The sequence below is a fragment of the Thermus arciformis genome, from assembly GCF_900102145.1.
GTDB lineage: Bacteria > Deinococcota > Deinococci > Deinococcales > Thermaceae > Thermus > Thermus arciformis.
In genome coordinates, this window is record NZ_FNBC01000028.1 from 1 (window position 1) to 23,076 (window position 23,076).

The 23,076-nt window shown below is 69.5% G+C and carries 27 protein-coding genes and 1 pseudogene; 14 read left to right on the forward strand and 14 right to left on the reverse strand.

What is annotated here, in order from left to right; all coding sequences use genetic code 11:
* From BLP62_RS09565 to rpmB, 3 genes and pseudogenes are all read right to left on the reverse strand, one after another.
* Window positions 1–206: pseudogene (locus BLP62_RS09565) on the reverse strand (IS982 family transposase); the annotation flags it as partial.
* Window positions 207–252: 46 nt separating this feature from the next.
* Window positions 253–948: a M23 family metallopeptidase gene (locus BLP62_RS09570; RefSeq protein ID WP_093008094.1), complete on the reverse strand. Its 696-nt coding sequence runs from the start codon at window positions 946–948 to the stop codon at window positions 253–255.
* Between the two features lie 57 nt (window positions 949–1,005).
* Window positions 1,006–1,302 (reverse strand): 50S ribosomal protein L28, encoded by a 297-nt coding sequence (gene rpmB / locus BLP62_RS09575; protein ID WP_093008096.1) that lies wholly within the window; start codon window positions 1,300–1,302, stop codon window positions 1,006–1,008.
* 59 nt (window positions 1,303–1,361) lie between these two features.
* On the opposite strand from rpmB, the gene lspA reads away from it, so the two are divergent.
* Window positions 1,362–1,808 carry a signal peptidase II gene (lspA, locus tag BLP62_RS09580; protein ID WP_093008098.1) on the forward strand — a complete coding sequence of 149 codons (447 nt, stop codon included), beginning with the start codon at window positions 1,362–1,364 and terminating at the stop codon, window positions 1,806–1,808.
* Here lspA and aspC read toward each other — a convergent pair.
* The gene (gene aspC, locus BLP62_RS09585) at window positions 1,802–2,956 is read right to left on the reverse strand and encodes an aspartate/prephenate aminotransferase (RefSeq protein WP_093008100.1); all 1,155 of its coding nucleotides are present in this window, start codon (window positions 2,954–2,956) and stop codon (window positions 1,802–1,804) included. The genes lspA and aspC overlap by 7 nt on opposite strands.
* 30 nt (window positions 2,957–2,986) lie before the next feature.
* Between aspC and BLP62_RS09590 the strand changes: the two genes are divergently transcribed.
* Window positions 2,987–3,292: a nucleotidyltransferase domain-containing protein gene (locus BLP62_RS09590; protein ID WP_093008102.1), complete on the forward strand. Its 306-nt coding sequence runs from the start codon at window positions 2,987–2,989 to the stop codon at window positions 3,290–3,292.
* Window positions 3,270–3,437, forward strand: coding sequence for a hypothetical protein (locus tag BLP62_RS13785; protein WP_176758188.1), 168 nt, complete (start codon window positions 3,270–3,272; stop codon window positions 3,435–3,437). Before BLP62_RS09590 ends, BLP62_RS13785 begins: the two co-directional genes overlap by 23 nt.
* On the opposite strand, the gene BLP62_RS09595 is transcribed toward BLP62_RS13785, so the two are convergent.
* Entirely contained in the window at window positions 3,434–4,351 is a 918-nt protein-coding gene (locus tag BLP62_RS09595; RefSeq protein WP_093008104.1) for a diacylglycerol/lipid kinase family protein, read from the reverse strand. The genes BLP62_RS13785 and BLP62_RS09595 overlap by 4 nt on opposite strands.
* A 17-nt stretch (window positions 4,352–4,368) precedes the next feature.
* Between BLP62_RS09595 and BLP62_RS09600 the strand changes: the two genes are divergently transcribed.
* Entirely contained in the window at window positions 4,369–5,052 is a 684-nt protein-coding gene (locus tag BLP62_RS09600) for a histidine phosphatase family protein (protein WP_093008106.1), read from the forward strand.
* The gene (locus tag BLP62_RS09605) at window positions 5,009–5,863 is read left to right on the forward strand and encodes a GNAT family N-acetyltransferase (RefSeq protein WP_093008108.1); all 855 of its coding nucleotides are present in this window, start codon (window positions 5,009–5,011) and stop codon (window positions 5,861–5,863) included. Before BLP62_RS09600 ends, BLP62_RS09605 begins: the two co-directional genes overlap by 44 nt.
* Here the strand turns inward: BLP62_RS09605 and BLP62_RS09610 are convergent.
* Complete coding sequence (locus tag BLP62_RS09610) at window positions 5,833–6,717, reverse strand: histone deacetylase family protein (RefSeq protein ID WP_093008110.1); 885 nt, start codon at window positions 6,715–6,717, stop codon at window positions 5,833–5,835. The genes BLP62_RS09605 and BLP62_RS09610 overlap by 31 nt on opposite strands.
* 28 nt (window positions 6,718–6,745) lie before the next feature.
* Between BLP62_RS09610 and BLP62_RS09615 the strand changes: the two genes are divergently transcribed.
* Window positions 6,746–7,378, forward strand: coding sequence for a metallophosphoesterase (locus BLP62_RS09615; protein WP_176758189.1), 633 nt, complete (start codon window positions 6,746–6,748; stop codon window positions 7,376–7,378).
* On the opposite strand, the gene BLP62_RS09620 is transcribed toward BLP62_RS09615, so the two are convergent.
* Window positions 7,365–7,814, reverse strand: coding sequence for a tRNA (cytidine(34)-2'-O)-methyltransferase (locus BLP62_RS09620; protein ID WP_093008114.1), 450 nt, complete (start codon window positions 7,812–7,814; stop codon window positions 7,365–7,367). The genes BLP62_RS09615 and BLP62_RS09620 overlap by 14 nt on opposite strands.
* Window positions 7,814–9,349 (reverse strand): ATP-binding protein, encoded by a 1,536-nt coding sequence (locus BLP62_RS09625; RefSeq protein WP_093008116.1) that lies wholly within the window; start codon window positions 9,347–9,349, stop codon window positions 7,814–7,816. The genes BLP62_RS09620 and BLP62_RS09625 overlap by 1 nt, the downstream gene beginning before the upstream one ends.
* Before the next feature lie 214 nt (window positions 9,350–9,563).
* On the opposite strand from BLP62_RS09625, the gene BLP62_RS09630 reads away from it, so the two are divergent.
* Genes BLP62_RS09630 through rlmN form a run of 7 tightly spaced genes read left to right on the forward strand, consistent with a single transcriptional unit; the run spans window position 9,564 to window position 14,636 of the window.
* On the forward strand, window positions 9,564–10,904 hold the full coding sequence (locus BLP62_RS09630) for an ammonium transporter (RefSeq protein WP_093008118.1): 1,341 nt from the start codon (window positions 9,564–9,566) through the stop codon (window positions 10,902–10,904).
* Window positions 10,901–11,251, forward strand: coding sequence for a P-II family nitrogen regulator (locus tag BLP62_RS09635; protein WP_093008120.1), 351 nt, complete (start codon window positions 10,901–10,903; stop codon window positions 11,249–11,251). Before BLP62_RS09630 ends, BLP62_RS09635 begins: the two co-directional genes overlap by 4 nt.
* A gap of 4 nt (window positions 11,252–11,255) precedes the next feature.
* A complete protein-coding gene (locus tag BLP62_RS09640; protein ID WP_093008122.1) occupies window positions 11,256–12,158 on the forward strand; it encodes an HrcA family transcriptional regulator in 903 nt (300 codons plus the stop codon).
* Window positions 12,148–12,819: a molybdenum cofactor biosynthesis protein gene (locus BLP62_RS09645; RefSeq protein ID WP_093008124.1), complete on the forward strand. Its 672-nt coding sequence runs from the start codon at window positions 12,148–12,150 to the stop codon at window positions 12,817–12,819. Before BLP62_RS09640 ends, BLP62_RS09645 begins: the two co-directional genes overlap by 11 nt.
* A complete protein-coding gene (locus BLP62_RS09650; RefSeq protein ID WP_093008126.1) occupies window positions 12,816–13,043 on the forward strand; it encodes a hypothetical protein in 228 nt (75 codons plus the stop codon). Before BLP62_RS09645 ends, BLP62_RS09650 begins: the two co-directional genes overlap by 4 nt.
* A gap of 7 nt (window positions 13,044–13,050) precedes the next feature.
* Complete coding sequence (locus BLP62_RS09655; RefSeq protein ID WP_093008128.1) at window positions 13,051–13,590, forward strand: Uma2 family endonuclease; 540 nt, start codon at window positions 13,051–13,053, stop codon at window positions 13,588–13,590.
* Window positions 13,587–14,636, forward strand: coding sequence for a dual-specificity RNA methyltransferase RlmN (rlmN, locus tag BLP62_RS09660; RefSeq protein WP_093008130.1), 1,050 nt, complete (start codon window positions 13,587–13,589; stop codon window positions 14,634–14,636). Before BLP62_RS09655 ends, rlmN begins: the two co-directional genes overlap by 4 nt.
* Here the strand turns inward: rlmN and BLP62_RS09665 are convergent.
* Window positions 14,605–15,768, reverse strand: coding sequence for an acyl-CoA dehydrogenase family protein (locus BLP62_RS09665; protein ID WP_093008132.1), 1,164 nt, complete (start codon window positions 15,766–15,768; stop codon window positions 14,605–14,607). The genes rlmN and BLP62_RS09665 overlap by 32 nt on opposite strands.
* A 120-nt stretch (window positions 15,769–15,888) precedes the next feature.
* On the opposite strand from BLP62_RS09665, the gene BLP62_RS09670 reads away from it, so the two are divergent.
* Complete coding sequence (locus tag BLP62_RS09670) at window positions 15,889–16,590, forward strand: Clp1/GlmU family protein (protein WP_093008134.1); 702 nt, start codon at window positions 15,889–15,891, stop codon at window positions 16,588–16,590.
* Here BLP62_RS09670 and leuS read toward each other — a convergent pair.
* From leuS to proB, 5 genes are all read right to left on the reverse strand, one after another.
* Window positions 16,568–19,204, reverse strand: a complete 2,637-nt coding sequence (gene leuS / locus BLP62_RS09675) for a leucine--tRNA ligase (RefSeq protein ID WP_093008136.1) — start codon at window positions 19,202–19,204, stop codon at window positions 16,568–16,570. The two genes, BLP62_RS09670 and leuS, sit on opposite strands and share 23 nt — an antisense overlap.
* 170 nt (window positions 19,205–19,374) lie before the next feature.
* A complete protein-coding gene (locus BLP62_RS09680) occupies window positions 19,375–20,160 on the reverse strand; it encodes a YhjD/YihY/BrkB family envelope integrity protein (RefSeq protein ID WP_093008138.1) in 786 nt (261 codons plus the stop codon).
* A complete protein-coding gene (locus BLP62_RS09685; RefSeq protein WP_093008140.1) occupies window positions 20,153–20,722 on the reverse strand; it encodes a tetratricopeptide repeat protein in 570 nt (189 codons plus the stop codon). The genes BLP62_RS09680 and BLP62_RS09685 overlap by 8 nt, the downstream gene beginning before the upstream one ends.
* A complete protein-coding gene (locus tag BLP62_RS09690) occupies window positions 20,719–21,957 on the reverse strand; it encodes a glutamate-5-semialdehyde dehydrogenase (protein ID WP_093008142.1) in 1,239 nt (412 codons plus the stop codon). Before BLP62_RS09690 ends, BLP62_RS09685 begins: the two co-directional genes overlap by 4 nt.
* A complete protein-coding gene (gene proB / locus BLP62_RS09695) occupies window positions 21,954–23,066 on the reverse strand; it encodes a glutamate 5-kinase (RefSeq protein WP_093008144.1) in 1,113 nt (370 codons plus the stop codon). The genes BLP62_RS09690 and proB overlap by 4 nt, the downstream gene beginning before the upstream one ends.
* Window positions 23,067–23,076 lie beyond the last annotated feature (10 nt).

Consider the following 23,076-nt stretch of genomic DNA (forward strand, 5'->3'; position numbering starts at 1 on the left):
CTTGGGGAGGGGACGTGGGTGAAGAGGCCGAGGTCTTTGGCGAGGGCCAGGGCCTTGTTGTGCTTGCCGCCGAACTCTAGGGCGGCAAGGAGGGCGAGGGTGAGGATGGCGGAGGCGGGCGTTTTGGCTTGGGGGTCATCCTTGTAGCCCATGGCTTGCAGGGCGTCGTCTATAATGCAAAAGGCCGCTATGAGACGGGAAAGCATAGCGGCCACTATTTTTTCAGATCCAGGGGATAGGTAGCAACTTGGGTTATTCTAAGCCGAAAAAGGCCTTGGCCTGCCGGAGGAGCTCCTCGCCGGAAAGCCCCTGGAAGAGGAAGGGGCTCCGGTCGGGCTCCCCCTCCCAGACCTCAAAGAGGAGCCTCGGGGCCCCCCCTTGGAGCCCGGTGTTCCCCAGGTAGCCGATGGGGTCGCCCCGGTGGACCCGGCTTCCCACCTTTAGCCCCGGGTAGGGGGCCTGGAGGTGGGCGTACACGGTGGTGCGGCCGTCCGGGTGGCGGAGGTGGACCTCGAGGCCCCGCAAAAGGTCCATGTCCTCAGGGGAAGCCCCCTCCTTCACCCGCTCCAGAAGGGCCCGGTACGCCTCCGGGCCGGGCTCCTTGTAGCCCAGGTCCACCTTCACCACCTCGCCCCCCTGGGCGGCCACCACCCCCATCCCCCGCACCACGGGCACGCAGGCGTCCCCGTTTTGGAACACGAACCCCGCGCTCACCCCCTTGCGGTAGGGGCGGGGCGCGTTCGGCAGGTTCTCGGGGCGGGAAGGCAGGCAGGCCCCGGAAAGGGGAAGCCTGTACCCCTCGGGGGCCCAGGCCGCCTTCTGGCGGAGAACCCCCACTTCCTGGCGCAAGGCGGCAAGCTGCCGGCCCCTCAGGGAAAAGCCCAGGCTCACCACCAGGGCGTAGAGGGCCAGAGCCAAAAGGAGGTAGTGCCCCGGCTTCCAGCCCACGGGGCCATCCTACACAAAAGCCCCCCAACGAGGGGGGGCAGGAAGGCCCAAAGGGCGCTAGAGGAGCTTGAGGAGGGCCTTCTTGATCTCCTTGGGGGAAAGCCCTTCCAGCTTGAGGCCCTTAGCCCGCTCCACGAGCTCGTAGACCTTGGGGATGTGGCTCGTGGCCACGCGGAAGGTGACCTCCTGGCCCGCCACCTGGACCCGCACCTTCTGCAGGTTGGGGTACTGGCGGCGCTTAGAGATGCCCGTGGTCTTTTTGCCCACGCCCCCTTGCCGCTTGGCCTTACCCCGCCGCTCTATGCTGTTGGCCACGATGGGCCGCTTTCCGCTGATCTCGCACACCTTGGACATGGCACCCTCCTGCCCGAAGGCAAACCCTAAGGAGTATAGCACAAGGTAGACTCTTGGGGATGCCCACGGTGCTCGTTCCCCTCCTCCTGGCCCTGGACCAGACCCTGAAGCTCTGGGCCCTGGAACACCTCTCCCCGGTCCCAAAGCCCTTCCTCGGGGACCTTCTCTACCTCACCCTGGTGCGGAACACGGGGGCGGGCTTTGGCCTTCTGGAGGGCAGGGCCCACCTCCTCGGGTGGCTGAGCTTCCTGGTAGGGACGGGGCTTCTCCTCCTCCTGGCGAGGCGGCCCTACCCCTTTGGGCAGGCCCTGGCCCTTTCCCTCCTGGCGGCGGGGGCCCTGGGGAACGGGGTGGACCGCCTGGGCCGGGGGTGGGTGGTGGACTACCTGGACCTCGGCACCTCCATCCCCCTCATCGCCAACTTCCCCGTCTTCAACCTGGCGGACGTGTGCGTGACCTTGGGAGCGGTCCTTCTTCTCCTCGCCCCCAGGAAGCGGCGCTACTGAGCCAAGACCCTGGCGAAGCGCTCCAGGGCCTTCCTGAGGTTCTCCTCGCTGGTGGCGTAGGAGAGGCGGACGTGGCCGAAGGCGGCGAAGTCCGTGCCCGGGACCACAGCTACCCCCGCCTCAAGGAGCCTCTCCGCCGCCTGCACCTCGTCAGGGGCGATGGGGGAGGTGTCCATGAGGACGTAGAAGGCCCCGCTCGGGCGCACCGCCTTAAAGCCCAGGGCGGCCAGGCCCTCAAGCAACAGGTCCCGCCTCCTGCGGTAGGCCTCCCGGGCCATCTCCACGAAGGCGCGGCTGGCCTCCTGGTTGGTGAGGGCCTCGAGGGTGGCCCACTGGGCGATGGTGTCCGGGCTCGTGGTGGACTGGCTGGACACATCGGCCATGGCCTTGATCACCGCCTTGGGCCCGCAGGCGTAGCCGATGCGCCATCCGGTCATGGCGAAGGCCTTGGCCGCCCCGTTCACGGTGAGGGTGTGCTCCGGGGCCACGCGCCCCGGGGAGAAGGGCTCCCCCTCGTAGAGGAGGTGCTCGTAGATCTCGTCGGAGACCAGGTAGAAGTCGTGCTCCACCGCAAGCCTCGCGAGGGCCTCCAAGACCTCCCTCGGGTAGACCGCCCCCGTGGGGTTGTTGGGGGAGTTCACCACCAGGGCCTTGGTGCGGGGGGTGATGGCCCGCCGGACCCTCTCGGGGTCGGGGACGAAGCCTTCCTCGGGGAGGGTTTCCACCTCCACCACCACCCCCCCGGCGAAGCGCACCATCTCCGGGTAGCTCACCCAGTAGGGGCTCAGCACGATGACCTCGTCCCCCGGGTCCAGGATGGCCTGGAAGAGGTTGAAGAGGGCCTGCTTCCCCCCCACGGTGACGATGGTCTCCTCGGGGGTGACCTGAAGGCCGTTTTCCCGGCGGAACTTCTCCGCCAGGGCCTCCCGAAGCTCCGGGATCCCCGCCGGGGGGGCGTACTTGGTCTTCCCCTGGGCGAGGGCGCGCCTCGCCGCCTCCTTCACGTGCTCGGGGGTGTCAAAGTCGGGCTCGCCGGCGGTGAGGGCCACGAGGTCCACCCCCTTCCGCCTTAACTCCAGGGCCTTGGCGTTCACCGCCACCGTGGCCGAGGGCTTCATGGCCTGGACCCTTTGGGAAAGGCCGCGCATGGCCTAAGTATACGCGGGTAGAATGAACCTGTGACGGAAGGCGAGGTCCTGGAGGAGGTGAAGCGCCGGGTGCGCACAAGGCTCCAGGGGCGGCGCTACCGCCTCTACCTCTTCGGCTCCCGGGCGAGGAAGGAAGGGGGCCCCCGCTCGGACTACGACCTGGCCCTCCTGGCCGACCCTCCTCTGGACCTCGCCACCCTGGCGGAGCTTAGGGGGGACCTGGAAGGCCTGCCCATCCTCCAGCCCCTGGACCTGGTGGAGCTCTCCTGGGCCCCGGGGCTTAAGGAGGTGGTGGAAAGGGAAGGGATCCTTCTTGACGAGGCAAGAGAAGCTTAGGGCGCAGACGGCCTCCCTGGCTCGGGCGGTGGAGCGGCTAAAGGCCGCCTACGACGAGGCCCTGGCCGAGCGCATCTACGCCGAGCTGCCCAAGGCCCTAAAACGCTTCCAGGAACTCCTCCTCCGCCTGGAAGAAGCCCTCTAGGCCCCCGCGGGCCTAGGCGAAAGCGCCCCCTTCTGAACGCCCGCCCGGCCCCCCACCACCCGCAGGCCCAAGGGCCGCACCTCCGCCCGGTAGACCGAGGCCTCCGGGAGGAGTTCCCCGTCGGCGTGGGCGGGGACGGGATGAGCGAACTCCACCGCCACCTCGCGCCCCGCGTACGCCCGCACCCGGGGGTGGGAGAGGTGCCTCCCCAGAAGAAGCCTGGGAAGGATAAGGACCACCCCCAGCCGGGAAAGCTCCCCCGCCAGGACCACGGAAAGCCGCCCGTCCCGGGGGTCGGCCATGGGGGCGATGGGAATGCCCCCGCCGTAGGCGGGCCCGTTCATGGCGGCGAGGAGGAGCATCCTCCCCTGGTGGACCGCTTCCCCGTCCACGAAGACCCTGGCCTCCGGCAGGGTGAGCTCCTTGAGCACGGCGAAGAGGGCGTAGAGGTAACGGGGCATGCCCCGGAGGAAGGGGGGGGCGGCAAGGGCCTTCTTGGCCACCAGGGCGTCAAAGCCGATCCCCAAGGAGGCCCCGAAGGGCTCCCCGTTCACCCACCCCAGGTCCACCGCCTCCTCGGGGGCGTGGAGGGCGAGCTCCAAGGCCTTGGGCCAGGGAAGCCCGAGGAGGCCCAGCATGCGGGCGAAATCGTTTCCGCTTCCGATGGGCACCACCCCCAGGACCTTCCCCGTGCCCGCGAGGCCCTTCAAGACCTCGTGCACCGTGCCGTCCCCCCCCACGGCCACCACCCGGGACCCCTCGGGGGCCCTTTGGGCAAGCTCCGTGGCGTGGCCCGGGCCCTCGGTGAGGAAGGCCCGGGCCCCCTCCTGACGGGCTTTCTGGAGGATGGCCCCGGAAAGCCTCCCCACCTTGCCGCGGCCCGCCGCGGGGTTCACGATGACCCACCTTTCCACCCCCGTATTCTAGGGCCATGGGCCTCCTCGCCCACTTCCTCAAGGGCCCCCACAAGAAGACCACCCTCCTCCTCACCCGGGCCGGGCCCGTGGAGAACCCCCGCCACGCCCTCTACAGCCACCCGGGGCTTCCCCTGAGCGGGGAAGGGAGAAGGGCCCTCCTGGCCCTCCTCCCCCTCCTCCAAGGCTTCCCCGTGGCCCACGTCTACGCCGCGGACAGCCTGGCGGAGGCCGAGGGGGCGGCCCTCCTGGCAGGGGCGCTTTCCGTCCCCTACACCCTCCTCCCCGAGCTTCGGGAACGGGCCTGGGGAAAGTGGGAGGGGCTTTCCTTCCCTGAGGTGGAGGCCCGCTTCCCCGAGGAGGTGGCGGCCTGGGTAAGGGACGAGGCGGGCTTCGCCCCGCCCGGAGGGGAGAGCGTGCAGGAAGCCTGGACGCGGGGGAGGCGGGCGGTGAAGGGGCTCCTAAAGAAGCACCGGGGCCAGGCCATCCTCGTGGTGGGAAACTGCACCCTGAACCGGGCCGCCTTAAGCCTCGCCCTCCCCTTACCCCCCGAGGAGGGCCTGAGGCTGGAGCAGGACTACGCCAGGCTTTCCGTGGTGGACTTCTACGGGGAGGAGGGGGTGGTGAAGGCCCTGAACCTGGGAGTAGACTGGGGGCATGATCCGGCCCGTGGCCCGCAAGGACCTCCCGGGGCTCCTTAGGCTCCTCCGCTGGATGGACCAAAGCCCCGAGCGGGGCGTCCTCGCCCCGGAGGCCCGGGACCTCGAGGGCCTGGCCGAGGAGCTGGAGGACGGCCTCGTCCTCCTTAAGGAGGGGGAGGTGGCGGGGTACGTGGGCCTCTACCCCTTCTGGGACGGGGCCGCCCTGGAAGGCCCCCTGGCCTACCGGGAAGAGGACCTGCCTCCCCTCCTGGAGGCGGCGGAGGGGCGGGCCAAGGAGCTTATCGTGGAGAGGCTTTACGCCTTTCCCCGTGAGGAAAACGCCATCCTCCGGAAGGCCTTGGAAAGCGCAGGGTACGGCCTCCTCCACGTCACCTACTTCTTCGTCAAGCGCCCCGAGGGGCTGGACTACCCCCTTCCCGAGGGCGTGCGGGTGAAGGAGGGCTTCCCGGGGGCGGAGGTCTACCGGGAGCTTTACCGGGAGAGCGAGGAGAGCTGGGCCCTCCGCCTCAAGTGGACGGACGAGGAGCTCGTGGAGCACTTCCAAGACCCCGCCGTCCACCTCCTCGTGGCCTACCTGGGGGAGAGGCCCGTGGGCCTGGCCGAGGTGGAGCTGGAAGGAGGCGAGGCCAGCGTGGCCTATATCGGGGTCATCCCCGAGGCCCGGGGGAAAGGCATCGGCCGCGCCCTCCTCTCCGAGGCGGCGAGGCTTGCCCAAAGGAAGGGGGCGGACCTCCTCCGGGTCCGGGCCCACGACCACGAGAAGGGCGCTTTGGACCTCTACCGGAACCTGGGCTTTAGCCTGGAGGAAGCCGTGGCCACCTACGCCAAGGAGCTCAAGGCCAGGCGGTAGGTCGCGGTGTGGGCCTCCACAGTGAGGCGGGGGTCGCGGTTGTACCCCCCGCCCATCACCACCACGAGGGGCACCCCGAGGGCCTTCGCAAAGCGGAAGACCCTTTCGTCCCGCCGCCTCACCCCTTCCGGGCTTAAGGCGAGGCGGCCGAAGCGGTCCCCCTTTAGGACGTCCACCCCGGCGTTGTAGAAGACGAGGTCCGGACGGAAGGCCCGGGCCTTCTCCAGGGCCTCTTCCAGGGCCCAGAGGTAGGCCTCGTCTTCCGTGCCGTCGGGGAGGCCCACGTCCAGGTCGCTCCTCTCCTTCTTCAGGGGGTAGTTCCGCTCCCCGTGGAGGGAGAGGGTGAAGACGGAGGGGTCCTCCTGGAAGAAGACCGCCGTGCCGTTCCCCTGGTGGGCGTCCAGGTCCACCACCAGGACCCGGCCCGAAAACCCCTCCTTGGCCCGGAGCCAGAGGATGGCCACGGCCACGTCGTTGAAGAGGCTGTACCCCTCGGCCCGGCCGGGGAAGGCGTGGTGGGTGCCCCCGGCGAGGTTGAGGCCGAGGCCGGCCTCGAGGGCGTCCAGGGCCGCGGCCAGGGTCCCGCCGGCGGCGTGGAGGGCCCGCCGCAAGAGGGCCTGGCTGAAGGGGAGGCCAAGCCTCAAGGACTCCTCCCGGCTAAGCCCCTCCCCGAAAAGCTTCTCCAGGTAGGAGGCCTCGTGGGCCAGGAAGAGGGCCTCCCGGGGCACCTCGGGAGCGGGGAGGACGGGAAGAAGCCCCTTCAGGGCCTCGGCCACGCCCCCGTACTTGTAGAGGGGAAAGGGGTGGCCCTCGGGCAAGGGAAGGGAGAGGTGGGCCGTGGAGTACGCCCGCACGCCCTTATCCTTACGCCTTTTTGCCAGAATGAAAAGGAGCGTGCGCCTCCTTGTCCTCTCCGACCAGGTCCACCCCCACATCCACTCCCCCCGCTTCCCCGAAAACCTCCCCCCCTTTGACCTGGTCCTGGCGGCGGGGGACCTGCCCGGGGCGTACCTGGAGTACGTGGCCACCAAGGTCCGGGTGCCCGTGCTCTTCGTCCCCGGAAACCACGGGGAGGAGTGGGTTTGGGAAGGGGAGGAAAGGAAGCGGCCCGGGGGCGTGGTGAACCTCCACGGGCGGCTTTTCCACCACCGAGGGCTCCTCTTCTACGGCATCGGGGGGGTGCCCCGCTACCGGGAAGGGGAGGGCCAGCTCTCCGAAGCCGAGCTCCTCCGCCTCGCCCTAAAGCCCCTTCCCCTGGCCCTCCCCCGGAGGCTCTTCCACGGCCACGGGGTGGACGTCCTCCTGACCCACGCCCCGCCCCCGGGGCCCAGCGCCGGGGAGGACTTCGCCCACCGGGGGGCCAGGGCCTTCCTCCTCTTCCACCGCCTCTTCCGCCCCCGGCTCCACGTCCACGGCCACACCCCCCTCCTCGGGGCGAACCCCAAAAGGCGGCACCGCACCCCCTTGGGCGTGGAGGTGGTCCACGCCCAGGGCTACGCCCTCATCGCCCTCTGAGCTGGCGGTAGGCCTCGTAGGCCGCCACCCCCACGGCCACCGCCAGGTTCAAGGAGCGCACCGGCCCCGGCATGGGGATCTTTAGGGTGGGAAACCGGGCCAGGACCTCCTCGGGAAGCCCCCGGCTCTCGGGGCCGAAGAGGAGGTAGTCCCCCTCCCGGAAGCGGGCCTCGTAGAGGGAGGCCTCCCCCCGGGCGCTGAAGGCGAAGACCCGCGCCCCCGGGGGCAGGGCCTCCAGGAAGGCCGCGAAGGAGTCGTGGAGCCTGAGGTCCACGTGGGGCCAGTAGTCCAGGCCCGCCCGCTTGAGCTTGGGGCTGGAGAGGAGGAAGCCCAAGGGACGGATGAGGTGGAGGGGCCACCCCAAGGCCGCCGCGGTGCGGGCGGCGTTCCCGGCGTTTTGGGGGATCTCCGGCTGGTAGAGGACCAGGTGGAGCATCACCGCCTCCGGTAGCGGGTGGCCGCCCCTCGGCCCACCCTTTCCACCCGGCCTTCCCGGAGAAGGCGGCCGAGGAGCTTCAAGGCCGCCCCCCGGGAAAGCCCCAAGGCCTCCTCCAGCTCCCTGCGGCGCCTGGGCGCCTCCAGGAGGGCGAGGGCCCTTTCCGCCAAAAGGTCCCGCCGGGCCAGGTGGTACCGCCCTCCCTCCTTGCGCAGAAGCCCCATCCTCTCCATGCGGGAGAGGACCCGGCGCGCCGCCTCCTCGGGAAGCTGGAGCGCCCGGGCGAGCTCCTCCAAGGAGGCCTCCCCCACCCGGCGCAGGTGGGCCACGGCGATGAGGTGGTCCAGGCTGAAGGCCCCAAGCCGCTCCTGGGCCTCGGCCAGCTCCCGCACGAAGGCCTCGTCCAGCTCGGGGTTGTAGAGGACGAGGGTCAGGGCCTCGGGGAAGAGGCGGTACTCCGGGGGCTCCTTGCCGTACTTGAGGAGGAGGCGGTACATCTTGTCCACGCCGCTTCCCGCCCGCTCCACGTAACCCAGGCGGTAGAGGGCCTCGGCCAGGCGGGGGTTCCGCCTCTTGGGGGGGTGGCGGAGGACGTTCTCCGGGGTGATGCCGGGGGGGAAGCCCCCGGGGTTGGAGACCTCCAGCCGGTCCCGGTGGTGGTGCACCTGGATGGCATCCGGGCTCTGCCAGTCCCGGTGGACGAGGGCGTTGACCAGGGCCTCCCGGTAGACCTCCTGGTCAAAGTCCCAGACCTCGAGGCGGAAAAGCCCCACGGTGAGGTAGCGCACCCGGTTGCGGGCCTGGATGAGGTCCTTCAGGCGCTCCAGAAGGGCGGGGATGGGCCTGAGGAGGTCTTCCCGGAAGCTGTACCCCTCCTCGGCCTCGTGGAAGTAGTAGCTCACCTCCGCCTGGGGGAGAAGCCGCCTTAAGGCGAGGGGGGTTCCCGCCAGGAGAAGCCCCGCCACCGTGGGGCGCGCCTCCCCTTCCACCCGCTCCAAAAGCCCCAGGGCAAAGAGGAGTTCCAGGTCGGGGAGGGCGGCCAAGGCGCTTCCCCTTTCCTCCAGGATGCGCCTTAGGCGCAGGACCTCCACCGGGTCCAGGTCGGAAAGGCTCGCCGCGGGCAACACCTGGGCGGTGAAGTCGGGCTCGGGCAGGGCCTGGCCCAGCCGAAGCTCCGTGAGGCGCTTCCCGTCCCAAAAGGGCACCCGCCCCGCCCCCAGGGCGATGGCCGCCGGGCTTTGGGGCACGTGGAGGGCTAAAACCCGGCCCAAAGGCCCCTCCACCACCTCCACGTAAGGGAGGAGGAGGCCTTGGGTGAGCTCAAAGAGGGCGTGGGTGATCTGCAAGGGGTGGATCTCCGCCGCCCCCAAGACCTTCCCCTCCGGGCTCACCCCAAGAAGGAGCACCCCCCCTTTGTGATTGGCGAGGCCCGCGGCGTGACGGGCGAGCTCCTCGGGGGAAAGGTCGGGGGGCAGGAAGAGGGTGCGCTCATCCTGGCCCTGGGCCAGGCGGTCTTGAAGCTCCTCCCACGTCACGGGGCCCAGTTTACGGGGCGCACGGGGGAGGGAAAAGGAGGGCGTTTGTCCAACTGTACAGACTTACGTTGACACTTGCCCAGTTTTAGCTGAACACTTAGCGCATTTACCGCAAAATACCCAACGCAATGTTCGGATAGTTATTGCTTGTTGTCACGTATCAACTTGACATCTTTCACTCCGCATCCTATCCTGGGCCCCAAGGGGGTGGAGGATGCGGAAAGGAACCCTCAAAGGCATCGCGGCGCTGGGTTTATCGGGACTGGCCCTGGCGGAGGGGGTAAACGGGGCGGACACGGCCTGGATGCTGGTCTCCACGGCCCTGGTCCTCCTCATGACCCCGGCCTTGGCCTTTTTCTACGGGGGGCTGGTGCGGAGCAAGAACGCCTTGAACACCATGATGATGAGCTTCGCCGCCTTGGCCTTCGTGGGCGTGGGCTGGGCCCTTCTCGGGTACACCCTGGCCTTCGGGCAGGGCAGTCCTCTCCTCGGGGGCCTGGACCACCTTTTCCTCAAGGGGGTGGGCCTCGAGGCCAAGGGCACCATCCCCCACGTCCTCTTCCTGGCCTTCCAGGGCACCTTCGCCATTATCACCGCCGCCCTGGTCTCGGGCTCCGTGGTGGAGAGGATGCGCTTTCCCGCCTACCTGGCCTTCCTCACCCTCTGGGGGCTTCTCGTCTACGCCCCGGTGGCCCACTGGGTCTGGGGCGGGGGGTTCCTGGGGGCCCTAGGCGCCTTGGACTTCGCCGGGGGTACGGTGGTCCACATCAACGCCGGCGTCGCCGCCCTGGTAGGCGCCCTGGTCCTCGGCGCCCGGAAGGACTACGGGCGGCAGGCCATCCTGCCCCATAACGTCCCCTTCACCCTCCTGGGGGCGGCCCTCCTCTGGTTCGGCTGGTTCGGCTTCAACGGGGGAAGCGCCCTGGCGGCCAACGCCTCGGCCGCCTTGGCCTTCGCGAACACCATGCTGGCCCCTGCGGCCACCCTCCTGGTCTGGACCCTCCTGGACCTCCTCCGCACCGGCAAGGCCACGGCGGTGGGGGCGGCCACGGCCATCGTGGTGGGCCTGGTGGCCGTGACCCCGGCCGCAGGCTTCGTCTCCCCCCTCTCCGCCCTCCTCCTCGGGGCGCTCGCCGCCTTCCCCAGCTACTACGTCCTCCTCTGGCGGGCGAGGACCCGGCTGGACGACAGCCTGGACGTCTTCGCCGGCCACGGGGTCGGGGGCATCACCGGAGCCCTCCTCACCGGTGTCTTCGCCGAGAAGTCCTGGAACGGGGTGGCGGACGGCCTCCTCTTCGGCAACCCCGCCCAGCTCGGGATCCAGGCCGTGGCGGTGGGGGTGGCGATCCTCTATAGCGCCCTGGCCACCTTCCTCCTTCTCAAGCTGGTGGGCCTCCTCACCCCCTTGCGGGCAGGCCCCAAGGAGGAAGGGGTGGGGCTGGACGTGTCCCAGCACGGCGAGGAGGCCTACACCTCGGGCGAGGGGGCGATCCTCCTCCTCTCGGAGAAAGCCCCCGCGGTCCCGAGCCTCAGGCCCAAGGGAGGTGAGGCATGAAGCTCATCGTGGCCATCGTCCGCCCGGAGAAGCTGAACGATGTCCTGGAGGCCCTTTTCAAGGCGGAGGTCCGCGGGCTCACCTTAAGCCGGGTCCAGGGCCACGGAGGGGAAACGGAGCGGGTGGAGACCTACCGGGGCACCACGGTGAAGATGGAGCTCCACGAGAAGGTGCGCCTGGAGATCGGGGTCTCCGAGCCCTTCGTGAAGCCCACGGTGGAGGCCATCCTGAAGGCGGCCCGCACGGGGGAGGTGGGAGACGGAAAGGTGTTTGTCCTGCCGGTGGAGAAGGTCTACCGCATCCGCACCGGGGAGGAGGACGAGGCCGCAGTGACCCCGGTACAATAGGGGTGTGACGGCGAGGCAGCGGGCCATTCTCTACCTCCTGGTGGAGGAGTACATCCGAACCAAGGCTCCGGTCCCCTCGGCCCGGGTGGCCGAGGGCCTGGGGCTTTCCCCCGCCCTCTGCCGCTACGAGCTCATCGCCCTCGAGGAGATGGGCTACCTCAGCAAGCCCCACGCCTCCGCAGGGCGCGTGCCCACCCGGCAGGGCTTCCGCCAGTACAGCCTTTCCCTCCTCCCCCCCAAGCCCCTCCCCGAGGCCACCCAGGCCCGCCTGGAAAGGGCCCTGGAGGGGGCCCGGGAGCCCGAGGCCTTCCTGGTGAAGATGGCGGTGGGGCTTTCCGGCTACCCGGCCCTCCTCCGGCTAAGGCCCCGGAGGACGCCCCGGGTCCTCCAGGTTCACCTCTCCCCTCTCCCGGAGGGCACCCTGGCCGTCTTCGTCCTGGAAGGGGGGAGGGTGAAGGAGGCCAGGCTCCCCCTCTCCCTACCCCCGGAGCGGCTCAGGCAAGCGGAGGAGGCGCTCTCCGGCCCCTTCGCCACCTTGCCCCAGGCCCCCCGGGGCCTGGAGGAACTCTTCGGCCACCTCTCGCGGGCCCTCTCCGCAGGGCTTTCCCTCACGTACCGGGAGGGGCTGTCCGAGGCCTTGAAGGAGCCCGAGGCCCAGGACCCGGGCTTCCTGGAGCGCTTGGTCCGCCTCTACGAGGCGGGGAGCGAGGAGCTCCTCACCCCCCCGGGGCGGGTGGACGTGCGGGTGGGGGAGGTGGAGGGCCTGGCCCAGGTGCAGGCGGGCTTCCAGAGGGGAGAGTGGCTTGGGGAGCTCACCCTCATCGGCCCCCTGCGCATGCGCTACCCCGAGGCCCTATCCGTAGCCCTTGGCCTCACCCAGGTCTATACTGGGCAACATGCGGGTTGAGGTGAGGCTCTTCGCCCTCTACCGGGAGCAAGCCGGGAAGGACCGCCTTCCCTTGGAGCTTCCCCCCGGGGCCCGGGTTAAGGAGGCCAAGGAGGCGCTGGAAAGGCTCTTCCCCGGGCTTCGCCTCGAGGGGGGCATGGCCGCGGTGAACCAGGCCCTGGCCGGGGCGGAAACCCCCTTAAAGGAGGGGGACGAGGTGGCCTTCCTTCCCCCGGTCTCCGGCGGGCAGGACTCCTACGGCCTGACCCAGGAGCCTTTGGACCTCGAGGCCCTCGTGGCCTGGGCCACGGCCCCGGAGTACGGGGCGGTGGTGAGCTTCCTCGGCACCACCCGGAGCCCCAACCGGGGGGAGGAGGTGGCCTTTTTGGAGTACGAGGCCTACCCGGAGATGGCGGAGAAGGCGATGGCGGAGATCCTTTCCGAGATGCGCGCCCGCTGGCCCCTGGGCCGCATCGCCCTCTGGCACCGCCTGGGCCGGGTGGACCCGGGGGAGGCCTCCATCGCCATCGTCGTCTCGGCCCGGCACCGCAAGGAGGCCTTCGCCGCCTGCGAGTACGCCATAGACCGGGTGAAGCAGGTCCTCCCCGTCTGGAAGAAGGAGCACCGCAAGGACGGGAGCTTCTGGGTGGAGGGCTTCGCCCCCGAGGAAAGGCGGCTTTGACCTCCTTCGCCTTCGCCGCCGGGCTTCTCCTCCTCGTCCTCTTCGCCCTGCCCCTCCTCCTGGGGTTCCTCTCGGGGAGGGCCTACCGGGAGGGGAGGAACCGGGTGGCCCTGGGCCTCCTCCTCTTCGGGGCCTTCCTGGGCCTTCTGGCGAGGCCCAGGCCCTTGGGGCTCCTTCTCCTCCTCCTCGGGCTCCTTTTGGGCTACGGGAGGCTTCGGCTATAATGGCGGGATGACCGAGCGGGCCCTGCGCCCCCTGACGGAGGAAGAGTACCTGGCCCTGGAGAGGGAAAGCCCCCTTCGCCACGAGCTCCTCGAGGGCTTCCCCCACGCCATGGCCGGGGCCGGCCTGGACCACAACCTCATCGTCACCAACCTGGTGGCCCTCCTCAAACCCCTGGCCCGGGCCAAAGGGTGCAGGGTTTACAGCGAGACGGTGAAGCTCAAGCTCTCCGAGGACACCTTCTACTACCCCGACGTCATGGCGGTGTGCGGCCCCAAGGCCCACCCCCTGTACGAAACCTCCCCCTGTCTGGTGGCGGAGGTGCTTTCCCCGAACACGGAGGTCCAGGACCGGCGGGAGAAGCTTTCCCGCTACCTGCGCCCCCCGAGCCTTCTGGGCTACCTGCTCTTGGAAAGCGGGCGGCCGGGAGGGGTTCTTTACCGGAGGACCCCGGAGGGGTTCCGGGAAGAAGCCTTGGAGGAAACCCTGGTCCTTCCCTGCCTCGAGGGGACCCTCCCCCTCGCCGCCCTCTACGAGGGGGTAGCATGAGGGCCATCCTGGACCTCCTTCCCGAGGAGCTTCCCGGCGAGGGCTACCGCAAGGCCCAGATCGCCCACTGGCTCTACGCCAGGGGCGCTTTGGACTTCGCCGAGATGACCGACCTCCCCAAGGCCCTGCGGGAGGCCCTGGACCGCGAGTGGCGCATCTCGGAGTTCGCCCTGGTGGAGGCCTACCCGAGCCGAGACGGGAGCGTGAAGTACCTCTTCACCCTCCTGGACGGCAAGAAGACGGAGGCCGTCTACATGCCCTACGAGAACCGCAAGACCGTCTGCCTCTCCACCATGGTGGGCTGCCCGGCGGGGTGCAGCTTCTGCGCCACCGGGGCCTTGGGCTTCGGGCGCAACCTCACCGCCGCGGAGATCCTCTCCCAGATCCTCGCCATCGCCCACCACCAAGGGATCTCCCCCCGGGAGATCCGGAACGTGGTCCTGATGGGGATGGGGGAGCCCCTCCTGAACCTGCAAAACGTCCTCCGGGCGGTGCGGGTCATGCTTCACCCCAAGGGGCTCGCCTTAAGCCCGAGGCGGGTCACCCTCTCCACCGTGGGGATCCCCAAGGGGATCTACCGCCTCGCCGAGGAGGACCTGGGGGTGCGGCTTGCCCTCTCCCTCCACGCCCCGGACGACGAGACCCGCAGGAAGATCGTCCCCACCGCCCACCGCTACCCCATCGCCGAGATCCTGGAGGCCGTGCGCCACTACTACGCCAAGACCAAGCGGCGGGTCACCTTTGAGTACACCCTCCTCGAGGGGGTGAACGACCACCTCTGGCAGGCGAGGCTCCTCGCCAAGCTCCTCAAGGGCCTAAGCGCCCACGTGAACCTCATCCCCTTCAACCCCTGGGAAGGGGCCCCGGTGGAGGGGACGCCCAAGGCGGGCATCCTGGCCTTCGCCGAGGAGCTTAGGCGCCTTGGCGTCCCCACCTCCATAAGGTGGAGCCGGGGGCAGGACGTGGGGGCGGCCTGCGGCCAGCTCGCCCTGAAGGTCCCCCGGCCCCTGACCTTCAAACCGACTCTAGAAGACGCCGGGCGATGATGAGCTTCAGGATCTCGCTCGTCCCCTCGCCGATGCGGGTCAGGCGGGCGTCCCGCCAGTAGCGCTCCACAGGGTAGTCCTTGACGTAGCCGTAGCCCCCCAGGACCTGGATGGCCTCGTCGCAGGCCTTCACCGCCACCTCGCTGGCGAAGAGCTTGGCCTGGGCGGCCTCGAGGGTAAAGGGCCTCCCCGCGTCCTTGAGCTCCGCCGCCTTGAGGTAGAGAAGCCGCGCCGCCTCCAGCTCCGTGGCCGCTTCCGCCAGCTTGAAGGAGACCCCCTCGTACTCGGCGATGGGCCGGCCGAAGGCCTCCCGCCCCTTGGCGTAGCGGAGGGCGTAGTCCAGGGCGGCCCGGCCCAGGCCCACGGCCATGGCGGCGATGCCGATCCTGCCCCCGTCCAGCACCCTTAAGACGTCGTAGAAGCCCTTCCCCCGCTCGCCCAAAAGGGCCTCCTCGGGCACGAAGAGGTCCTCCAGGATTAGCTGCGCCGTGTCCGAGGCGCTTAGGCCAAGCTTCTCCTCCTTCCGGCCTACCCTTAGCCCCCGCTCGGGGCGGAAGAAGGCGAAGGCGGAGATGCCCTGGTGCTTCCGCTCGGGGCTTGGAGGGGGGTCGGTGCGGGCCATGACCACGTAGACCCCGGCCACGCTCCCCTGGGTGATGAACTGCTTGGTGCCGTTGAGCCGCCACCCCCCCTCCACCTTCTCCGCCTTGGTCTTGAGGGCGGCGGCGTCCGAGCCGGAGCCGGGCTCCGTGAGGCCCCAGGCCCCCAGGGCCTCCCCCGAGGCCAGCCTGGGAAGGAAGGCCTCCTTCTGCGCCTCGTCCCCCGCGAGGAGGATGTGCCCGGTGGCCAGGGAGTTGTGGCTCGCCACGGTGAGGGCGAGGGCGCCGTCGTGGTAGGCGATCTCCTCCACCATGCGGGCGAAAAGCCTGGTGGAAAGCCCGGCCCCCCCGTAGGCCTCGGGCACCACCGCCCCGAAGACCCCAAACCCCGCGAGCTTCCGCACCAGCTCCCAGGGGAAGGCCCCGGTGCGGTCCCGCTCCGCCGCCCCCGGGGCCACCTCCGCCTTTAGGAACTCCCGGAAAGGCCCCAGGACCTGCCGCTCCTCCCTGCTCTCCTCAAACCAAAGCTCCATGGTGGGGTTAGTATAACCCTTTCTTGCGGGCACGCAAAAATACGTCAGGCCACATCCCCCGCTTCCCCCGCAAAAGGGCCCGCCCCTGGGGCTTCGGAGAGGGTGGTAGAGTGCCTGGGGATGCTCCTCCTCATGGGCCCCACGGACGCGGGCAAAACCACCCTGGCCCAGGAGCTCTTGGCGAAGGCCAAGGAGGCCTACCTCCTGGACCTAGACCCCGGGCAGGGGGCCCTTCCCGGGACCTTCTCCCTCTTCCTCCACCGGGAGGGGCGCCTCCTCCTGGTGCGCCGGACCCTTCTGGGCACCCTCTCCCCGGCGGGGGCGGAGGCGAAGGCCCTGGTGGCGGCCCTGCGCCTAGCCCGCCTCATCCCCCAAGGAAGCCCCGCGGTGGCGGACACGGACGGGCTTTTGGACCCGGGGTACCGCCTCCTCCAGGTGGACGCCCTAAACCCCGTAGAGGTGGCGGTCCTGGGGGCGGAGGAGCTCTACAGGGCCCTCGCCTGGCGGAAGGACCTCCGGGTGCGCCTCCTCCCCCCCTTTCCCGGGGTCCGCAGAAAGACCCCGGCGGAGAGGCGAAGAAACCGCCTAGAGAGGCTCCTCGCCCACTTCCGGGAGGCGGGGCCGAGGCTTGCCCCCCTCGAGGGCCCTCCCCTTCCGGAAAGGCTCTACGGCCTCCTGGACCCCGAGGGCTTCTTCCTGGGCTACGGGAGGCTCCTCGCCTCTTGGGGCGGGGAGGGGCTCTTCCTCACCCCGGCCAAGGGGGAGGTGGCCAAGGCCCTCCCCACCCGCCTCGGCCTCCCTAGCCCCGCACTACCAGGTTGAGGATCTTCCCGGGCACGTAGATCTCCTTCACCACCTCCTTGCCCTCGAGGTGGGCCTGGACGTTTCGCACCTTAAGGGCCTCGGCCCGGGCCACCTCCAGAGGGGCGTCCTTGGGGATTCGGATCGTCCCCCGCACCCGCCCGTTCACCTGGACGGCCACCTCCACCACGTCCTTCTCCAGGGCCTTCTCGTCCAGCTCGGGCCAGCCCGCCTGGAAGAGGCTATCGGGCCAGAACCAGTGCCAAAGCTCCTCGGCGAGGTGGGGGGCGAAGGGGAAGAGCATCTGCAGGTAGTAGCGGACGGCGGTGCGGTAGACCGGGGTGACGGGGCGGTCCTTGCGGTACTCGTAGAGGGCGTTCAGGAACTCCATGAGGGCGGCGATGGCGGTGTTGAAGCGGAGGGCCTCGAGGTCCTCCGTGACCTTCTTCAGGGTCTCGTGGAGCTTCCCGTAAAGCTCCCGGTCCTTCCCCTCCAACGCCTCGGCCTGGAAGACCCCGCTCGTCCCCAAAAGGGCCTCCCGGTCCTCGGCCACCCTTCTGTAGACGCGGTTCAGGAAGCGCCAGGCCCCCTGGACCCCCTCCTCGGTCCAGACCATCTCGTTCTCCGGGGGCGCGGCGAAGAGGATGGTGATGCGGGCGATGTCCGCCCCCTGCTCCTTCACGAAGGGCCCCACCATGACCCCGTTGCCCTTGGACTTGCTCATCACGGCGGGCTTCCAGAGGTGGAGGGTGCCGTCAGGGTGGGGCCTGAGCTCGGCCCCCATCTTCCGCACGTCCTCCAGGGAAAGGGCGCTTTCCGGGATCTCCAGCCGGATGCGGGTGGGCTCGGGGAGGCGCACCACCTCGCCTTCCACCTCCACGGGGCCAAAGTCCGTCCAGGCGAGGACCATGCCCTGGGTGAAGAGGCCCTGGAAGGGCTCCTCCACCTTCACCATCCCCAGGTCGTGGAGGAACTTGGTGAAGAAGCGGCTGTAGAGGAGGTGAAGCACCGCGTGCTCTACCCCGCCGATGTACTGGTCCACGGGCATCCAGAAGTTCGCCTTCTCGGGGGCGAAGGGGAGGCGGTCGTTGTGGGGGTCGGCGTAGCGGAGGTAGTACCAGCTGGAGTCAAAGAAGGTGTCCATGGTGTCCGTGTCCCGCTTGGCGGAGCCGCCGCACCTGGGGCAGGTGGTCTCGTAGAACTCGGGGTGGGCCTCCAGGGGGCTCTTCCCCTTGGGGCGGATGTCCTCCACGTCCTTGAGGTCGGGAAGGAGCACGGGAAGCTCCTCCTCGGGGACGGGGACCACCCCGCAGGCCTCGCAGTGGACCATGGGGATGGGGGTCCCCCAGTAGCGCTGGCGGCTGATGAGCCAGTCCCGGAGGCGGTAGGTGACCCGGCCCTTACCCAGGCCCTTCTCCTCCAGCCAGGCGATGACCCTCTTCTTCCCCTCCTCGCTTGGCGTGCCGTCAAAGGGCCCGGAGTTCACCATGACCCCGGGCTCCTCGTAGGCCCTTTCCAGGGGCTCGGGGAGGGGGTCTTCAGGCCGCTCAATCACCTTCTTGATGGGAAGGCCGAACTTCCTGGCGAACTCGTAGTCCCTCTGGTCGTGAGCGGGCACGGCCATGATGGCCCCGGTGCCGTAGCCATAGAGCACGTAGTCCGCGGTCCAGATGGGGACCCTCTCCCCCGTGGCGGGGTTCAGGGCGTAGGCCCCGAGGAAGACCCCGGTCTTCTCCCTGCCTTCCGCCTGGCGCTCAATCTCCGTCTTGCGCTTGGCGGCCTCCACGTAGGCCAAGACCTCCTCCCGCCTCTCGGGGGCGGCGAGCTCCAGGGTGAGGGGGTGCTCCGGGGCGAGCACGAGGAAGGTGGCCCCGAAGAGGGTGTCGGGCCGGGTGGTGAAGACGGGGATCCTCACCTCCTTCCCCTCCACGGGGAAGAGGACCTCCGCCCCCTCGGAGCGGCCGATCCAGGCCCTTTGCATGGCCTTGACCTTCTCGGGCCAGTCCAGGCCCTCGAGGTCCTGAAGGAGCCTCTCGGCGTAGGCGGTGATGCGCAGGTACCACTGCTCCAGCTCCCGCTTCTCCACGGGGGTGTCCTCGTGCCGCCAGCACCGCCCCTCCACCACCTGCTCGTTGGCGAGCACCGTCTGGCACTTGGGGCACCAGTTGACGAGGCCCTTCGCCCGGTAGGCCAGGCCCTTTTCCCACATCTTCAGGAAGATCCACTGGTTCCAGCGGTAGTACTCGGGCTCGCAGGTGGTGACCTCCCGGTCCCAGTCGTAGAGGATGCCCATGAGCTCGAGGCTCTCCTTGGCCTGGCGGATGTTGGCGTAGGTCCAGTCCTTGGGGTGGACGCCGAACTTCAGGGCGGCGTTCTCCGCGGGGAGGCCAAAAGCGTCCCAGCCCATGGGGTGGAGGACCTCGTAGCCTTGCACCTTGCGGAAGCGGGCGAGCACGTCCCCCATGGTGTAGTTCTTCAGGTGGCCCATGTGCAGGTCCCCCGAGGGGTAGGGGAACATGACGAGGACGTACTGCTTCCCCTTGGGCCCGGGGACCTCCTTGGCCTTCATGAAGCCCTTCTCCTTCCAGAAGCGCTGCCACTTGGGCTCTATGGCGTGGGGGTTGTACTTCTCCATGCTTCCTCCCTCAAAAAAGCCCCTTCCCCCGGGGGGAAAGGGCGGCCAGGCCCCTTCCCACCCTAGGGGGTTAGCCTGGCCCGGCTCATGGGACCATCATACCCTTCCCCCCGGCACCCTTGGTCCCGTTCGGCCCGGCGCCCCCACCGGGCCCCCTCGCCGGGGTGGCCTCAGGCCTCCTCCACGGCCCGGGCCAGGAGGGCCCCCAAGAGGAAGGCCCAGAGGAGGAGGTAAAGCCCGAGGAGGACGAGGACGAACCCCGCCAGGGGACCATAGAGGAGCTCGTACTGGGAGCGGGGCAAAAGCCGGGGCAGGCCGAGGCGCACGGCCTCAAAGAGCAAGGTGGCCGCCCCCGCCCCCGCGCTCAAAGGGAGGAGGTCCCTCAGGCTTCCCACCCCCCGGAAAAAGGCGTAGGTGAAGAGGAAGAGGAGAAAGGCCGCCAGGAGGGGAAGAAGGCCCTCCACCGGCCCCCAAAGCCCCCGCCACCCCGAAGGCAGAAAGCGGAGGAGAAAGCCCAAGAAGAGGCCCACCAGGGAGAGGAGGATGAGCCCAAGGCCCAAAAGAAAGGGCATGAGGAGGCCCAAAACCCGGTGGCGAAGCCCGGGGGGCCTGCCGAAGATGAGGCCCAGGGCGTAGCTCAGGGCGGCGAAGAAGTTGCTCCCCGACCAAAGGAGGAGGAGGCCGCTTCCCAGGGTGAGGGGAAAGGCGCCTTGGGTGAGGGAGTCCAGGAGGCTTTGGGCCATCTCCGGGCGGGCGGGGAAGAGGGCCAGGGTGAACTCCGTGAGGGCCTGGAAGACCTGGGCCCTCAAAAGGGGGTTTCCCGAGAGGAGGAGGCCGAAGAGGCCCACCAGGAGGAAGAGGAGGGGCATGAGGGAAAAAAGGGCGTAGTAGGCGAGGGCCGCGGCGAAGAAGGGGACGTGGGCCTCCTGGTAGAGGCGGTAGAAGCGCCTAAGCAAGGTCTTCCACCTCTTCCGCGCCCTTTCGGTCCCCCGCCTCCAGGAAGAGGCGAATGGCCGCCTCCTTGTGCCGCCGGGCTTCCTCGGGGAGGCCGAAGCGGAGGTGCCATTCCAAAAGCCCCCGGTGGGCACAGGCTTGGGCCATTGGGTCAGAGGAAGCCTCCGCCTCGGCTAGACTTGCCTGAAGGAAGGACAGGCTCGCCTCCTTTTCCCCAAGGAGGAGCCAGGTGTAGCCCCGCTCGTAGAGGTGGGTGGCGCGGGCCAGGGGATCAGGGGGAAGGAGGCGGGCCTCCTCTTCAAAGATGGCTAGGGCCTCCTTTAGCCTACCCGCCATGCGGAGGACCATCCCCACCTGGTGGAGGGCCCGGTGGCTTCCCGTCGCCTCGTAGAGCTCCCGGTAGAGGGCCAGGGCCTCCGCGTGCCTCCCCTGGAAGGCGAGGGCATACCCCAGGGCGAAGCGGGCCTCGGGCGAAGGTTCCCCCTGGAGGAGGGCTTCCGCCTCCTGGAAGCGACCTTCCTCCATGAGGGCCCAGGCCCGGGCCAGGGGGTCTTCCGGCCTCACGTGCGCTCCTGCCCCTCCCCTAGGGCCACCCACTTGAGGGTGGTGAGCTCCATGGGCCCCATGGGGCCGTAGGCGTGGAGCTTGGAGGTGCTGATGCCGATCTCCGCCCCAAGCCCCAGCTCAAAGCCGTCGTTAAAGCGGGTGGAGGCGTTCCAGAGGACCAGGCTCGCGTCCACCTCCTCCAGGAAGCGCCAGGCCGCCTTGGGGTCCTCGGTGCAGATGGCCTCGGTGTGCCGGGAGCCGTAGCGGGCGATGTGGGCGAAGGCCTCCTCCAGCCCCGAGACCACCTTGACCCTTAGGATGAGGTCCAAATACTCCCGGTCCCACTCGTCCCCTCCCGCGGGCACCGCCTCCTTGAGGAGGGAAAGGGCCCTTGGACAGGCCCTGAGCTCCACGCCCTTTTCCCGCATGGCCTCCTCCAGCCTGGGGAGGAAGGCCTCCGCCACCTTCTCGTGGACTAAGACGGCCTCGAGGGCGTTGCACACCGCGGGGCGCTGGGTCTTGCCGTTTAGGGCGAGGCGGAGGGCCATGGCGAGGTCCGCCTTCTCGTCCACGTAGAGGTGGTTCACCCCCTTGGCGTGGGCGAGGACGGGGACCCGGGCTTCCTTCTGCACGAGCCTTATAAGCTCCTCTCCCCCCCTCGGGATGAGGAGGTCCAAAAGCTCCAGGCGGCACATCTCCAGGATGGCCTCCCGGTCGGTGGTGGGGACGAGGGTCACCGCCTCCTCGGGAAGGCCCGCCTCTCCCAGGGCCTCGTGCCAGAGGGCCACCAGGGCCCGGTTGGACCGGAAGGCCTCCTTGCCCCCCCTGAGGAGCATGGCGTTCCCCGCCTTCAGGGCCACGGAGACCGCCTCCACCGTGGCCCCGGGCCGCGCCTCGTAGATGAAGCCGATGAGGCCCAAGGGGACCCGCATCCTGCCCACCCGTAGGCCGTTTGGCCTCTTGGCCAGGCCCTCTATCCGCCCCAGGGGGTCGGGGAGGCGGGCGATCTGGCGGAGGCCCTCCGTGAGGGTCTTGAGGTCCTTCTCCTTGAGGGCCAGGCGGTCCAGCTTGGCCCTGGAAAGGCCCGCCCTTTCCGCCTCCTCCAGATCCTCCCGGTTGGCCCTTAGGACCTCTTCCCAGCGGGCCTCGAGGAGGTCGGCCATGGCGAGGAGGGCCCGGTCCCGGTTCCCCTTGGCGATCTCGGAAAGCCTCTTCCGCGCGCGCTCCGCGAGTTCCCGAATGGCCGCCGTCATGCCTCCTCCTTCAGGGCGAGGTGGTCCCGGTGGACCACCTCCTCGGTGTAGCGGTAGCCCAGGAGGGCCTCAATCTCCGCGCTCCTCCTGCCCTTGATGCGGGCGATCTCCTCCGAGGCGTAGTTGGCGAGGCCCACCCCCACCTCCTCCCCCGCCTCGGAGAGGAGGCGGACCGCCTCCCCCCGGGAAAACCTCCCCCGCACCTCCCGGATGCCGGCGGGAAGGAGGCTTGCCCCCCGCTCCTTAAGGGCACGCACCGCCCCCTGGTCCAAGACGAGCTCCCCCTTGGGGCGGAGGAGGCCAAAAAGCCAGGCCTTCTCCCCCCGGTAGCGCCTTTTGGCGTGGAAGTAGGTGCCCAAGGAGGCCCCGGAAAGGGCCTGGAGGAGGGCGCCGGGCCGCTTCCCGGGGAGGAGGAGCGTGGGGATCCCCACCCTCCCGGCGATGCGGGCGGCGAGGAGCTTACTCCTCATCCCCCCGCTTCCCAAGGGGTTTCCCTCCCCGGCGTGGGCCAACACCGCCTCCACGGACTCCACCTCGAGGATGGCCCGGGCCTGGGGGTTCTTCTTGGGGTCTTCCTCGTAAAGGGCCTCCACGTCGGAGAGGAGCACGAGAAGCCCCGCCTCCACCAACGCCGCCACCCGGGCGGAGAGCTGGTCGTTGTCCCCGAAGCGGATCTCCTCAAAGGCCACGGTGTCGTTCTCGTTGATCACGGGCAGGGCCCCGAGGTCCAGGAGGGCCCGCAGGGTGGCCTTGGCGTTCAGGTAGCGCCCCCTGGAGGAGAGGTCCTCGGCGGTGAGGAGGACCTGGGCCACGGGGAGGCCGAAGGGGGCGAAGGCCTCTTGCCACCGGGCCATGAGGAGGGGCTGGCCGAGGGCGGCGAGGGCCTGCTTCAGGGGCATGTCCTTGGGGCGCTCCTCAAGCCCAAGCCGCCGCATCCCTGCCGCCACCGCCCCCGAGGAGACCAAGACCACCTCCCGGCCCTCCTCCTTTAGGGCGGCCACTTGGCGGGCGATCTCGGCCATGGCCTCGAGGTCCAAGCCCCCCTCCCCCGCGAGGACGGCGCTCCCCACCTTCACCACCAGCCGCTTGGCCGCAAGCCCGGGCCGCATTAAGGCCCAG